The organism is Micromonospora sp. R77, assembly GCF_022747945.1.
Lineage (GTDB): Bacteria > Actinomycetota > Actinomycetes > Mycobacteriales > Micromonosporaceae > Micromonospora.
Genome location: NZ_JALDST010000001.1, coordinates 516024 through 530339, shown reverse-complemented (window position 1 = coordinate 530339; position 14316 = coordinate 516024). Strand labels below are relative to the sequence as shown.

The 14316-nt window shown below is 66.3% G+C and carries 10 protein-coding genes and 1 pseudogene; 4 read left to right on the top strand and 7 right to left on the bottom strand.

The genetic code is table 11. From position 1 onward, the window contains the following. Positions 1 to 64 precede the first annotated feature (64 nt). Positions 65 to 568: a helix-turn-helix domain-containing protein gene (locus MRQ36_RS33760; RefSeq protein ID WP_242792305.1), complete on the top strand. Its 504-nt coding sequence runs from the start codon at positions 65 to 67 to the stop codon at positions 566 to 568. 78 nt (positions 569 to 646) lie between these two features. On the opposite strand, the pseudogene MRQ36_RS34295 reads toward MRQ36_RS33760, so the two are convergent. From MRQ36_RS34295 to MRQ36_RS02300, 5 genes and pseudogenes are all read right to left on the bottom strand, one after another. Continuing rightward, positions 647 to 1442: pseudogene (locus MRQ36_RS34295) on the bottom strand (IS5 family transposase); the annotation flags it as partial. Positions 1443 to 1552: 110 nt separating this feature from the next. Next, positions 1553 to 2491, bottom strand: coding sequence for an NAD(P)/FAD-dependent oxidoreductase (locus MRQ36_RS02315; protein ID WP_242792304.1), 939 nt, complete (start codon positions 2489 to 2491; stop codon positions 1553 to 1555). A 44-nt stretch (positions 2492 to 2535) separates the two neighbouring features. Continuing rightward, positions 2536 to 3198 carry a class I SAM-dependent methyltransferase gene (locus tag MRQ36_RS02310; RefSeq protein WP_242792302.1) on the bottom strand — a complete coding sequence of 221 codons (663 nt, stop codon included), beginning with the start codon at positions 3196 to 3198 and terminating at the stop codon, positions 2536 to 2538. Between the two features lie 124 nt (positions 3199 to 3322). Next, positions 3323 to 4150, bottom strand: a complete 828-nt coding sequence (locus tag MRQ36_RS02305) for an ABC transporter permease (RefSeq protein ID WP_242792300.1) — start codon at positions 4148 to 4150, stop codon at positions 3323 to 3325. Continuing rightward, positions 4147 to 5130: an ATP-binding cassette domain-containing protein gene (locus MRQ36_RS02300; RefSeq protein ID WP_242792298.1), complete on the bottom strand. Its 984-nt coding sequence runs from the start codon at positions 5128 to 5130 to the stop codon at positions 4147 to 4149. The genes MRQ36_RS02305 and MRQ36_RS02300 overlap by 4 nt, the downstream gene beginning before the upstream one ends. A 145-nt stretch (positions 5131 to 5275) precedes the next feature. Here MRQ36_RS02300 and MRQ36_RS02295 point away from each other — a divergent pair, with 145 nt between their 5' ends. After that, complete coding sequence (locus MRQ36_RS02295; protein ID WP_242792295.1) at positions 5276 to 6028, top strand: MerR family transcriptional regulator; 753 nt, start codon at positions 5276 to 5278, stop codon at positions 6026 to 6028. Between the two features lie 24 nt (positions 6029 to 6052). Here the strand turns inward: MRQ36_RS02295 and MRQ36_RS02290 are convergent, their stop codons facing one another. After that, entirely contained in the window at positions 6053 to 7468 is a 1416-nt protein-coding gene (locus MRQ36_RS02290) for an NAD(P)/FAD-dependent oxidoreductase (protein WP_242792293.1), read from the bottom strand. A gap of 499 nt (positions 7469 to 7967) precedes the next feature. On the opposite strand from MRQ36_RS02290, the gene MRQ36_RS02285 reads away from it, so the two are divergent. Next, positions 7968 to 10337, top strand: coding sequence for an excinuclease ABC subunit UvrA (locus MRQ36_RS02285; protein ID WP_242792291.1), 2370 nt, complete (start codon positions 7968 to 7970; stop codon positions 10335 to 10337). 86 nt (positions 10338 to 10423) lie between these two features. On the opposite strand, the gene MRQ36_RS02280 is transcribed toward MRQ36_RS02285, so the two are convergent. Next, a complete protein-coding gene (locus tag MRQ36_RS02280) occupies positions 10424 to 11836 on the bottom strand; it encodes an FAD-binding oxidoreductase (protein ID WP_242792289.1) in 1413 nt (470 codons plus the stop codon). Between the two features lie 532 nt (positions 11837 to 12368). Between MRQ36_RS02280 and MRQ36_RS02275 the strand changes: the two genes are divergently transcribed. After that, on the top strand, positions 12369 to 13571 hold the full coding sequence (locus tag MRQ36_RS02275) for a DoxX family protein (RefSeq protein ID WP_242792287.1): 1203 nt from the start codon (positions 12369 to 12371) through the stop codon (positions 13569 to 13571). Positions 13572 to 14316 lie beyond the last annotated feature (745 nt).

The following is a 14316-nucleotide window of genomic DNA, read 5'->3' as shown; positions in this document are numbered from 1 at the left end:
ATCCGTGCGAGATGTCCGCACGGATGCTCATGCGCCAAATGCCGAATCGGGGAAGGGATGCGGTGTGGGTGTGTCGAACAATGGTGTCATCTTTCTGCGATGGCCAGCACAACGGGAGCTGAGGAGCCGCTACAACCGAGACGGTGTGCCGCGGCTGCTTGTGGTGGAAGGAGGCGCGCAGCCACCAGTCTGCGTCGATCCGTTCGAAGACTGGGTTCGAGCGCCGATCTCGCAGTATGACGTGGAGGCGAGGGTCAGGGCTCTGCAGAACCGGCTGAATAGTCAACGGATCCCGACGCTCGACGCGGCGGGGACGCTGAGCTTCGGTGGTCAGTCGGTCACGCTCTCCAACGCCCAGGCCACGCTCATGGAGCTGCTTATCGAGCGTTTCGGAGAGGTGGTGTATCGGGAAGAATTCGTGGACGCTCTCCGCGCGCAGGTGCAGAAGCTGACGCGGAACTCTCTCGACCTGCACGTTATGCGGCTTCGCCGCCGCATCCAGGCGATGGGGCTGTCGGTACGGACCGTGTGGGGTCGTGGGTACCTGTTGGAGAGCAGCAGCCCGTGAGGCCGTATGACGTGTCGTCAAAGATTCACCACCTTTGGAGTAGCACGGCGAGCGTGACAGGGGCTTGGTACGAGGTGTGGCGGTCTTGTCGTATCGGGTGGCGACGCTGCCGTACTGGTAGAGCCGGTTGAAGCACCGCTCGACGACGGTGCGCCGCTTGTAGAGCTGCTTATCGAACATCGGCGGCCGGCCGCCGTGGCTGCCTCGCCGGCGCCGGTTGGCCTGCTGGTCGGCTCATTCGGCGATGGTGTGTCCGATGCCGTGTCGGCGCAGGTCGGCTCGGTTGGCTTTGGAGCTGTAGCCCATGTCGGCGATGACGTGCTCGGGTTGGACCCGTGGCCGGACGGAACTTCGAACGCTTGACGCGGATAGCGGCCGTAACGTGTGTGAGGGGGTGCGGTGGTTGACGTCGTCGCCGGAGATCACAAATGCCGGCGTCTGGCCCAGGCTGTCGCAGGCGAGGTGAATCTTGGTGGTCGGTCCACCTCGAGATCGACCGAGGGCGTGATCTGGTGATTCGTCCGCTTCTCGGTGCCCCCTTTAGCGCCGGCGGGGTGCTGGTGGGCTCGCACGATCGGGGAGTCCACCGGCACCAGCCAGTCGATGTCTTCGGCATCCGTGTCGACCTGGACTCCGGAGAGAGTCCGCTCGAACGTGTCGTCCGGGCCGGCCTGGGGAAACGGGCGTGGATCGACTGTCAGGACCTGCAGGGGGCGGGCACGCCCCGCCACGCCGCTGCGGCCCGTGCCTTCCGCTCGATCCCGCTGAGCACCCGCCGGTGATCGGCTCGCGGTCGACCACTGGTAACCACCGAGGGCAGATACCTCGACAGGGCTTCCCGCTCGAGGTTAGACAACTCGGAGCGACGGCCCACGCGCTACGTCATCCGACACCAAAATCCTTTGAAGGTGCCTCCTAGCGATGGGCGCCATGGGCCTGCGGCGGCTGGTGCGGGCGGCCTTCGAGCCACGCTTGGGGCTCGGTTCAGTGCTGTACGGCGCTGAGGATCGCCGCGGCGTGGATGGCCTCGGCGGCCGTCGCACCCGCCGCGGCAGCCGCGGTGAACGACTGCCTCCACCGAGCGGCCACGTCGCCGGCTGCAAACAGGCCAGCAACGCTCGTGCATTGGGTTGCGTCGACGGTGACAAATCCGGCGTCGTCGGCTGTCAGCTTCAGATCCTCGATCGCCCGCGTGACAACGGGCTGCTGCCGCTGCGGCAGCGTCCACACCAGCGTGTCGCGCTCCAGAACGCGACCGTCGTCGAACTCGACCGCCTGCAGGGCCCCGCCCTGGTGGTGCAGGCGACGTATGGCGCCCGTGACGATGTCGCCTCCCATGCCGCGCGCCTTAGTGCGAGCGTCGTTGATATCCGGCATTGACTCGGCGCAGATGGCGACGGTGTCGTCGCTCCAGGCGCGGAACGCTACGGCCGACAGCGCGGCCAGTCGCGCGTCGTCTGTGACGACGGCCCAGCGTCCGCCAGCGTTCTCCTCTCCTAGACAGAACGGGCAGTGAATCACACTGCGCCCCCAGCAGGCGGAGAAACCGCTGACGTGATTCGGATGGACGTCTACGACGCCGGTGGCGAGCAGGACACTTGAGCTCTCGATGGTCTCGCCGATGTCAAGGCCGATGCGGAACCGGCCGCCGTGAACGGCCTCTATGTTGTCGGCGTCGGCCCGGCGCCGCTGTACGGTCGCATATCGGGAGAGTTCCGCCCACGCCCGCGACCGGATGTAGTCGGGGGAGGCACCATCCAGGCCGACATGGCCATGGACACCCTCCGACGCGTTATTGCGCGGTTCCTGGCGGCCGTCCACGACCACCACCGGATGGCGGTACCTGGCAAGGACGAGTGCTGCCGTGAGGCCGGCAGGGCCGGCCCCGATGACCACTGTCTGGGCGTCGTGCGGCGAGGGCATGGGACGATACCTTCCGTGGCGGTGTATGCCGTCTACTCGCGACATCAGGCGCGGCGAAACCGCCCGGACCAAGCGGGTATGTCGAAGGGCTCCGACGCACCCGGCAGGATCGCCTGCATCACCGTCTCGGTGACGGCCTCGACAGTCCACCCTTCGGCGAAGCCGCTGCACAGGTCGGCAGAGGTGCGCTGCGGGGCGTCGGTGGGGCGCTTAGCGGGGATCTGCTCGATTACCTCGGCGAGCCGCGCCTGCATCTGTTCGGCACCGCGGTCGCTGATCTCGAGCACATGAACGAGCGCCCCGGCCCGGCAAACCCGATGGAGTGTGGCGGCGTACCTCCGAAGGGTGCCGAGGTCGAAGGTATGCGCCAGGCCACAGTCGATCACCGTGTCGAAGCGTTGGTCGTAGCCAACAAGATCAAGAACATTGGCGACCTCGAAGGTCGCCTGCAGTCCACGCGCGGCGGCCTTGCGCCGCGCGATGGCAACCGCAGTCGGCGCCAAGTCCAGCCCTGTCACGGCGTAGCCCTTGCTGGCCAGGTAAAGCGCATCTTCGCCGGTACCGCACCCAGGGTCGAGGACCGCACCGCGGATAAGCCCGGCCTCTTCAGCCGCGACGAAGGCGGACTGCGGCCCGCCGATGTCCCACGGGGGACGCTGACCGAACGGGCTCTCACCGCGGTAGACGGCGTCGAAGATCTCGGTCAACGCGTCCATCCCATGCGGTGGCGAAGCGGGTGCCGTCATGCTCCCATACTCGCGCTGGCGCCTGTTTCCTCCACGATATCTTGCTCACCTCTGTCATCGCCGTCTCCGCGCCGTGGGCTGCCGCTCAGCGATTGGTGAGGGATCCGTACCTGCGCACCGAGAGCCCACCGAAGACGATAATCAAGCCGATTGACCAGGCGACGGTCTGGAGTACCCAGCTTCCCGCCGGCCCACCGCTGAACAGCGCGCGCAATGCGTTCACGGCTGCGGTCATGGGGCTGTGCTCGGCGTAGACCTGGAGCCATCCGGGCATCGTCTCGGTCGGCACGAACGCTGAGGAAATCAGAGTGAAGGGGAAGATCCACACGCCGCCGGCCGCCTGGGCGGCCTCCGCGCTGCGCACTGACAGTCCGATGAAGGCGCCGAGCCATGACACCGCGTAGCCGAAGAGCAGCAACAGCAGCATACCGACCAGCGCCGGCAGGAACCCGTTGAGGAATCGGAAACCGACGAGCATGCCGATGAGCACCATCACTGCCATGGCGCAGACGTTACGGAACACCTCCGAGAGCGTCCGGCCGACAAGCACCGCAGTGCGGCTCATCGGCATAGAGCGGAAACGGTCCATCAATCCGGTGCGCATTTCCGCGGCGATGCCGATGGTGGTGCCGGCAGCCGACCCGTAGAGCGCCATCTGGACGAAGATGCCTGGGAGCAGGAACTGGGCGTACTCCCCACCGCCGATGTCGATCGCGCCGCCGAAGACGTATGTGAAGAGCAGGATGAACAGCACCGGCTGTACGAGTGAGAACATCACCAGCTCAGGGCTGCGTAGCAGGTGCCGAATATTTCGTAGCGTCATCTCCCATACGTCGGAGAACCACCAGGAAACTCCGGTCGGCGGCTGGGCCTGCACCGGGCCGCGCTGTGGAGTCAAGGTCGTGGACGTCATGGGCGCCTTTTGTCCTTTCTGGTCTCCTGCTTGTTCGCCCCGTGGTCGGCGGAGCGACCTGTGACCGCGAGGAACACGTCATCGAGGGTCGGACGGCGAACGGAGACGTCGCCGATACCGATGCCGGAGGACTTGAGCAGGTGTAGTAGCTCGGCGAGCGATCCGCCGTGGGGCAGGGGCGCCTGCACCCGGAGCGCCACCGGGTCGACGGCCGGGTCCGCGCCCAACGTGCGACGCAGCAGTTCGGTGGTCGCGTCGAGGTCGGTGGCGTAGATCAGGGTGACCACGGCCCAGTCCTCGCCGACCTGTGACTTTAATTCGTCTGGGGTTCCGCAGGCGATAACCTTGCCCTGATCAATCACTGACAGTGCGTCGGCGAGCTGGTCTGCCTCCTCCAGGTACTGCGTGGTGAGCAGCACCGTCGTCCCCTCGGCGACCAGCTCCCGCACGATCCGCCATACCTCTAGGCGGCTGCGTGGGTCGAGGCCCGTGGTCGGCTCGTCGAGGAAGATGAGCCTAGGGCGTGCCATAAGGCTGGTGGCGATGTCGAGCCGACGGCGCATCCCGCCCGAGTACGTCCTCGCCTGCCGGTCAGCCGCCTCGCCCAGGTCCAGGCGCTCCAGCAGCTCGCCGGCGCGAGCCCTGCTATCGGCCCGAGACAGCCGGAAGAGTCGGCCGATCATGTGCAGGTTTTCCCGGCCGGTCAGTAGCTCGTCGATCGCGGCATATTGGCCAGTCAGTCCGATGGCGGACCGTACTCGTCGAGGGTCGCTGCGCACGTCGACACCGAAGACCTCCGCCTTACCGTTGTCTGGACTGACCAGGGTGCTCAGCACCCGAACGGTAGTCGTCTTGCCGGCGCCGTTGGGGCCAAGCAGGCCATGCACTGTCCCTTGGGGAACGGTGAGGTCGAGGTGATCGAGTGCGGTCACCGGGCCGAAGCTCTTGCAAAGCCCAGCCACGTCGATCGCTGCAGGCATGTTCGGTGTTCCTCCCTGAGCCAGAGTTGTCCACCGCACGTGTCGGCGAACCTTGTGCCGGTTCACATACCTCATCATATACCTGTAATCTCGGTTGAGACTTGGTGACAATTCCGCGCCTGAGAATCTGATAAACTCTCAAGCTATGCGAAACCTGCGTCCGGTCGACCTCGCCCGCGAGCACGGCATCTCCACTCAGGCCGTGCGCAACTATGAGGAGGATGGGTGCATCCCTCCGGCTCGCCGCACAGCGACGGGTTACCGCACCTACACTGAGTCGCACGCGGCGGCCCTGCGCGCCTATCTCGCTCTTGTGGCGGCGCACGGGTACGGGTTCGGCGGTCAGATCATGCGAGCCGTGAATACGGGCCGGATTGACGCCGCGCTGGCGGTCATTGACCGCAGTCATGCCCAGCTGCTGCGCGACCGCGAAACGCTCGACACTGTTGGCGAGGCGCTCGAGAACCTCGCGACTGCTGCGGGTACCGCTCCCCATCGGTCCGCAGGCGCCACGACGCTCAGGATCGGGGCGCTCGCTGAGCGCCTCGGCGTGACCGCGGCTACTTTGCGCAACTGGGAGCGGGCGGGCATCCTCAAGCCGGACCGTGATCCCGTCTCCGGGCAGCGCCGCTACGGCGCCGCCGACCTGCGCGACGCGGAGCTGGCCGAGCTGCTAAGACGGGGCGGCTACGGGCTCGATCAGATCAAGACCGTCATCGAGCAGATCGGCGTGGCGGGAGGTGCCAGCGCAATCTACGCCGCCCTGCACGACTGGCGGCGAGGGCTGACGGTCCGGGGCCACGCCATGCTCCACGCGTCCGCTCACTTGTCTCGGTACGTCGAGTCGCTCGGCGACACCGCGGACGCGGCTGCGCCCGCGCGCCGGGCCAACGCCTGAGATTGGGCCGTGTGCCCGCGGATGTCATCGCCGCAGGTGCCGCAATGCGCGGTCCGCCGCGTGGGCGCCGCACATGCCGTGCGCACCGGGGCCCGGTGGTGTCGCCGCGGAGCAGAGGAAGTGGCCGGGCAGGCCGGTGTCGTATGGGCGCAGGCCGATGCGGGGACCGAAGAGGAGCTGGCGGACATCTTTGGCACCGGTGAGAATGTTGCCGCCGACGTAGTTGGGGTTGTACGTGGCCAGGTCGATCGTCGTGCGGGTTGACATGCCAACGACGCGACTGCGGAAATCAGGGGCGAAGCGCTCTATCTGGGCGACGATTGCCTCCGTAGCGTCGCCGGTATAGCCATGGGGCACGTGTGCATAGGTCCATAGCGGATGCACATCGCCTACCGAACGGCCCGGGTCCGCGAGGTACTGCTGGCCGACCAGAACGAAGGGGCGGTCTGGCATCAGGCCTCGCCCTATCTGCCGCTCCGTGTGGGCAACTTCAGCGAATGTGCCGCCTAGGTGAACGGTGCCCGCTCGTCGTGCGGCGGGGGCAGTCCAGGGCACTCCGCCTTGGACCGCGAAGTCGACTTTGAAAGCACCGGGCCCGTAACGAAAGCGGCGGTAGGCACGAGCTACATGCCGGGGCAAACGGTCGCCGAGAATACGGGCGACAGACGTCGGCGACAGGTCGTAGAGGGTGACGTCGGCCGCAGGGAGGTCTGCCGCCGAGCGCACGGCCACTCCAGTCTCGATCACCGCGCCAAGGTTTGCTGCGAAGGCGGCCAGCGCGTCGGTGATGCGCCGTGAACCGCCTTCGGCGACCGCCCAGCCATGCCGGTGTCCGGCCGCGAGGATGCCCAGGCCGATGCTCGAGCTCAGGGGTGATTCAAGCGGTTGAAAGGCGTGTGCGGCGACCCCGCCGAGGAGAGCCTTCGCCTGTTCGGTAGCGAAGGTAGCGGCCACCAGCGAGGCCGGAGCGAGTGCCAGGATCCCGAAGCGGGCCAGGGCCAGCGGATGGCGGGGGACGCTCAGGATCGGGCCGAGAATATCCTCGGTCAGCAGGTCATAGTTCCGGACTGCGCCACCGAGAAGTCGAGCCCAGCGCGGCCCGTCGACACCGAGGGCCACCGCGGTGTCGTTGATTGACCGGTATAGGACGCCCTCGGTCCCGTCGTCGAGAGGGTGGGCGCAGTCGATCTCAGGGAGCCGCCACCGCAGGCCGTACCGCTCCAGCCCCAGTTCGCCGAGGAAGGGCGAGCCTACCGCCATCGGGTGGACTGCCGAGCAGTGGTCGTGCAGCAGGCCGGGGACTATCGCCTCACTGGAGCGGGTGCCGCCGCCGATAGTGTCGGCGGCTTCTAAGACAGTCACCTGCACGCCAGCGCGCGCCAAACTCACTGCTGCCGCTAGCCCGTTTGGACCCCCGCCGACGATGGTCGCCGTGCTCAACCGACCCCCCCTCTCGTCGTCGCCGCTGTCGAGCCGGGAGCGCCGGTCGCCGTCCCTGCAGGGAGACGCCAGCACTGCAGCCTGCTCACCATAGGCGGGGCCGCGGTTGACGCCGGTACCCGGAACAGAATCCGGCAAGAGCAGGCACTCTCCTGTGGTCTCCACTGAGGAGATGGTGCGACGTGCCCGCGGCAGCGCGACTCGATTTAGGGCCCTTGAGCAGATGTCCATGCTCCGGGCATGCTGTACCTTGGTTTGAAACTTAAGGCGACAAAGGCGCGAAGAAATGCCACATAGCTTCAACCGGAATTACAGGTGTACGCTTAACTTGTTGAACGAGGGCAGCGCGGGTGGCCCACGTTGATGTCGCCGAGGGTCCCGTTGCTGTTCCAACGGATACCGCAGCCACCGGCAGGCCGCAGGCAGGTTGGCCGGCTGCCATCGGCGACGCAGCATTCGCGTCCCGCGCATACTTTCCGATCCCAAATAGGGAGGCCTGATGACTGTCGGGGCGAGCACCGACACTGAGCCGCGCATCGCCGACAAGCACGATCGGATCCGCGTACACGGCGCGCGAGAGAACAACCTCAAAGACGTCACCATCGAGATTCCGAAGCGCCGTTTGACGGTATTCACGGGAGTGTCCGGCTCGGGCAAGAGCTCACTGGTCTTCGATACGATCGCCGCAGAGTCGCAAAGGTTGATCAACGAGACCTACAGCGCCTTCGTCCAAGGTTTCATGCCGACCATGGCCAGGCCCGAGGTTGACATGCTGGACGGGCTAACCACCGCGATCATTGTCGACCAGCAGCCCATGAGCGGCCACCCCCGCTCCACGGTCGGCACCGCTACCGACGCGGGTGCGTTGCTGCGCATCCTGTTCAGCCGGCTCGCCAAGCCGTACATCGGATCGCAGAAGGCCTTCGCGTTCAACGTGGCCACGGCCGACGCGTCTGGCACGTTGACAGTCGGCGGGAAGACCATCGAAAAGGGTTTCAGCGTTGTTGGCGGCATGTGCTTGCACTGTGAAGGCACGGGCGTCGTCACCGATATCGACGCCAACCTGCTCTACGACAGCGCTCAGTCGCTGGCTGACGGCGCGATCACGGTCCCCGGCTGGAAACCCGGCGGCTGGGTAGTCCAGTCTTTCATCGAGTCAGGCATCTTCGACCCTCACAAGGCGATTCGCGACTACACCGCCCAAGAGATGCACGACCTTCTACATCGGGAACCGCTCAAGGTCAAGGTCAAGGGCGTCACCACTACATATGAAGGCCTGGTTGCCCGGGTCCGTAACTCCTTCCTCGCCAAGGACAAGGAGAGCCTGCAGCCGCACATTCGAGCGTTCGTGGACCGGGCGGTGACCTTCGCGACTTGCCCCGAGTGCGACGGCACGCGACTCACCGCACTAACCCGATCGGCGAAAATCGACGGCACCAACATCGCCGACGCCTGCGCTATGCAGATCAGCGAGCTGGCCGCGTGGGTCCGTGGGCTCGAGGAGCCGTCGGTCGCCACACTGGTGTCGGTGCTCGCTCAGACGCTGGACGCCTTCGTGGACATCGGGCTGGGATATCTTTCGCTCGACCGGCCCTCCGGGACGCTGTCGGGCGGCGAGGCCCAGCGCACCAAGATGATCCGGCACCTGGGCTCCGCGCTCACCGACGTCACGTACGTTTTCGACGAGCCCACCGTCGGGTTGCACCCGCACGACATCCAGCGGATGAACGGCCTGCTCGTGCGGCTGCGCGACAAGGGCAACACCGTGTTGGTGGTGGAGCACAAGCCGGAGACGATCCGAATCGCCGACCATGTCGTTGACCTCGGACCCAAGGCGGGTGGCGAGGGTGGTCAGGTGGTCTATGAGGGATCGGTCGATGGACTACGCGTCAGCGGCACCATTACCGGACGGCATCTGGACGACCGGGTCCGTCTCAAGCCGTCGGTCCGCACCCCGAAGGGCAGGCTTGAGGTTCGTGGTGCCAACACCAACAACCTGCGCGACATCGACGTCGACATCCCGCTCGGCGTGCTCACCGTGCTCACCGGAGTGGCGGGCTCCGGCAAGAGCTCGTTGATCCGCGGTTCGGTGGCTATTCACGACGGCGTCGTGACGGTGGACCAGGGACCCATCAAGGGATCGCGACGCAGCAACCCCGCGACCTACACGGGGATGCTAGAGCCGATCCGCAAGACGTTCGCCAAGGCCAACGGTGTCAAGCCGGCACTGTTCAGCCCTAACTCTGAGGGCGCGTGCCCTCAGTGCAAGGGAGCCGGGGTCGTCTACACCGATCTCGCGATCATGGCAGGCATCGCCGTGCCATGCGATGAGTGCGAGGGGAAGCGGTTCCAGGCGTCCGTTCTACGCTACCGCGTTGGTGGCCGCACCATCAGTGACGTGTTCGGAATGTCGGTGTCGGACGCCGCTGAGTTCTTTGGCGCCGGGGAGGCGCGGACGCCGGCCGCGCACACCGTCCTGCGACGGCTCGTCGAGGTCGGTCTTGGCTACCTCAGCCTCGGCCAGCCGCTCACCACGCTTTCCGGAGGTGAACGGCAGCGGCTCAAGCTTGCTGCGCATATGGGCGATGCCAGCAGCGTGTACGTGCTTGACGAACCGACCACCGGGCTGCACCTCGCTGACGTGGAACATTTGCTGGCCCTGCTCGATCGGCTGGTCGACTCCGGCACTTCGGTCATCGTGAGTGAGCACCACCAAGCGGTCATGGCGCATGCCGACTGGATCATCGATCTCGGCCCCGGGGCTGGGCGCGATGGTGGCCGAGTGGTTTTTGAGGGCACGCCGGCGGACCTCGTAGCCGCCCGCTCCACACTTACCGGCCAGCACCTGGCGGACTACGTCGGCAGCTAAGGACCCGCGCGGAGATGGGTGCGTCGTCGTGCGGCCTCGGCCGCACGACGACGCACCGTCCGAGCGGGTCCCTTGCGAAGACCTCACTATGGATGGGGCGGGATGGTGTGCCCCAGCCGGAAGAGGTTCCCCGGGTCGTACGCGGCCTTGGCCTCCTGCATTCGCCGATACGTTGCTGGCGGATAGGCCGCTCGGACCGCCTCCTCGCCGACGTCATCGCGACCCATGAAGTTCAGGAGTCTGCCGGGCACCAGCCATGGTCCGAGTCGACCGAAGAAGGCATCGGTCCACGGCCGTGCTGACGCGGTGGTGCTCTCGTCGCCGAGAGCGATCACCCACAGCGCGAACTCACCGTCGCGCAGCCCTGCCGCCCCTGCGTTGATCGATGGGCCCGCCATCGCGCCGCCGAGGTGACGAAGCCCGACTATGGCCGGTGCGCCGTCGGACTCTCCTCCTAGGTCCTCGACAAGCCGCTGGATCAGACGCGGCTCCAGCGCCGCAAGCGTGACGGTGCGCTCGGCGAACGGCAGGGCATCGACAGGGTCAGCGTGGATGCTGGCGAATGCGCTGTAAGGCATATCGGCGACGGTGTCCGCGAGCGTGGGCGCGGCCTCCCTTAACGGCCGCAGCAACGCGTCCCCTTCCGCGGCGGTACCCAGCCACGACACCCGGACGTGGATCGTGCAGGTGCCAGGTAGCGACGCGGGGAAGGCCGGCAGGTCGGGCGAGCGTAGGAACGCGATGGACGTCGTGAGTTCGTCCGGAGCGAGCGCGGTGAGTCGGGCATAGGCGCTCAGCACCGCCTCGGCATGCTTACCGCTGAACGCCAGCGAACCCCCGTACAGTCGACTGACCGGAAAAAGGTCGAACTCCATCGCGGTGACGATGCCGAGGTTCTCCCTGGCGCCACGGATACCCCAGAACAGCTCGGGCTCGGTCGCGACCGTGGCGTGGCGAAGGGCGCCGTTCGCGGTGACGACATCAAGTGCGGTCACGTGATCGCTAGCCCATCCAAACGCTCGGCCCAGGGTCGGACTCAGCCCGCCTCCCAGGGTGTAGCCGACCACACCGACAGTCGGCGACGAGCCGTTGAGCGGGGCGAGGCCGTGCGGCGCGGCCGCCTCGATGACCTGCTGCCAGCGAACTCCGGCACCCACCCGGGCGCGCGCGAGCGTCGTATCGATCGTCACCCCCGTCATCCGGCGTGTGGTGATCAATACGGCATCTCGGCCCAAAGGAAGACTGGTGTGGCCGGTGTTCAGCACGGTCACGGGGCGGCCGTGAGCGCCAGCGAAACGAACAGCACGCTGGACGTCAGCGGCGCAGGCGGCCCCGACAACAACTGCGGGAAGACGCGGAACTGCGGTGTTGTACGTGGCGCATTCCGCGGCATACCCGTTGTCCTCTGGCAGCAGCACGACGCCGGTCACGTCCGCGGTGAGGCCTGCAACGTCGCTACGAGTTAGGGCCTGAAGCTGGTTTACTCTGTCGCTGCTCATGATCCCTTCCCGCGCTCGACGGCGACGAGGCGACCTCGCGCTCTACCGAACGCGGGCCTCCGTGCCGGTGGCGCAGCCATCGGCATCAATTGTGGTGCCGTCTCCCGGCTCGGTGGACCGAATGACAGAAGTCGGCAAGGAATCGAGAATGATGGTGCGGCAGAGAGGGAATATGGGCGCATGACCACGACCGCTTCCGGCCGTACCGCACCGGCGTGCTGAGCCGATGGCAGCCTCCGTCGCCTGGCGATACGCCGCCGCACGTTGACCCGGCGCCGCCGCCTGTCGTGGGCGAGAAAAACGAATTCCTGAACCAGAAAAACGGCAAGCACGAGGGTGATAGGCCATGAGGTGGACACGAGTAGGAACGTGGCTCGTGGAAGGCTTGACCGCACGACCAAACCGAGCGGCCAGACGTGCGAACCGGCCTACTGCCCGCCAGTTGGGCGTACCACGCTGGAGCAAGGTCGCCCGAGTCGCTGGCCGCGCCGGCATCATATATTCCGGGCTTTACTGCCTCACGACGCCTCAAGTGCTGCTGGCTCTGGTAGGGGGAGGTCTAGGACGCCGGCAGGAGGTGGCCGACGCTTGGGCAAAGGTCTGGGCGATGCATCCGGTGCGGAACTGGGTGGCCGAGAGCATCTTCGGAACAACCCTAAGTAAGCGCTTCGACGGCGGCGACGACCGGTTCGCATGGGTGGGCCAGTTCTGCTGGCTGGCGGTCGCCGCCGTCGCGGCCCCGGTTTGGACGGCTCTGGACCGGAGTCGAGCAGAGGATGAGGATGCTTGGCGCCCGTGGTTCGACCTCGCGGTGCGCATGTGCCTCGCCGGGCAGCTGTTCTACTACGGTGCCGCCAAGGCCGTCCCGCTGCAGTTCCAACTTCCGCTGGCCAGGCTGGTCGAGCCGTTCGGCAACTTCAGCCCGATGACGGTGCTCTGGTCGCAGTCGGCATACTCGGAGACGTATCAGCGGCTGCTGGGCTGTGCGGAAATCGCCGCCGGCGCGCTGCTAGTCGTGCCCAAAACCACACACTTTGGAGCGTTGGTCTCAGCGGCCGAGATGGGTCACGTGTTATTCCTCAACATGACCTTCGACGTTCCGGTGAAGATCCATTCGTCCCACCTGCTGCTGCTCAGTCTCGTGCTGCTGGCGCCGGAGTCGCAGCGTTTTGTCCAGGCCCTCCTGACGGACCACGCCGTCATCCCCACGCGTCGACGGAAGCCGTTCCGTTCGCACCGTGCGAACCAGATCGCCGCAGCCGCCGAGGTTATCGCAGGAGGGTGGGTGCTCGGCGCGCAACTTCGCAACGCGTGGACGTTCTGGAAGAATCACGGCAGCGGACGCGAGAAGCCCGCCCTGTACGGGATCTGGAACGTAGACGAGTTCTTGGTCAATGGTCAGCAGCTCCCACCCCTGACGACCGAGGGGAAGCGGTGGCGACGCTTTATCGTGGAGTCCGCCGACACTGTAACCGTTCAGCGCATGGACGACGCGCTCGACAACTACCTCGCCACGATCGACACGCAAAACGGCTCCATCATATTGTTCAACATCAACCATCCACAGCAGAGTACAACCTTAGCGTTAGAAAATCCGGCGGAGGACCAGCTAGCACTGGAAGGCGAGATTGACGGTAGGCAGGTGAAACTGCGCATGCATCGGGTCGATCTCGAATCCTTCCCTCTCGTCAGCCGGCGCTTCCACTGGATACAGGAGGAAGCCTACTGGCGGTAATCAAGGACGGCCAGTGAGCCCTTTTCCGTCGTGCGGGGCCTGGTCACGGTGCGCGCGGCGGAGATCTGATGTCTACATAGGACGACGCTCCCGGTGAGACCGCAGTCGACCAGGATCTGATGCTCCAACCGAGAGCGTCTCTGTGCTGCCTTACCCGTCCTCACTCGCGCTATCCGGCCGCATTATGAACCCCCTGGCCGACCTCCTCCGCACCGAACGCACCCGACCCCGAGGTCGGTGGTGGCGCCTCGACGCCAGCCGGCAGACCCCTGCTCGCCCTGGCCCAACTCCGCAACGGTGACATCCTCACCCATCTGGCCTGCGGCTTCGCCGTCAGCGTCACGGCGGCCTGACGGTACGCCAGGGAGGCGGTCGACCTGCTCGCGGCGATACGCCGGTCTCCGGCGCGATCGCCGGCCGCGCCGTACTTGCCGTCGCTGGGGCGGTGATGAGGCGACGTTGGCGGCCTGCTGGCATCAGATACCGCCACGTCGGCGGCGAGGGGACGCTGGATCATGGCAACGGCTTCAGGTTCGCCGTCGAACTCACCCCGCAGCGAACTGGCCGTCTGCTGCTTGGGATGCGCTCGTCAGCGTACGGAGTGACGCGATGGCTGGCGGAGCATGTTGGCCGAACATCGAGAGGTATCCAGATCAACACCCCTGCAGAGCCCGGGATCGTCCACGCGCCGCTGTCATGCACGCCATGCGCAAACGTCACTACGAAAAGCCGGGCCGGACGGCGC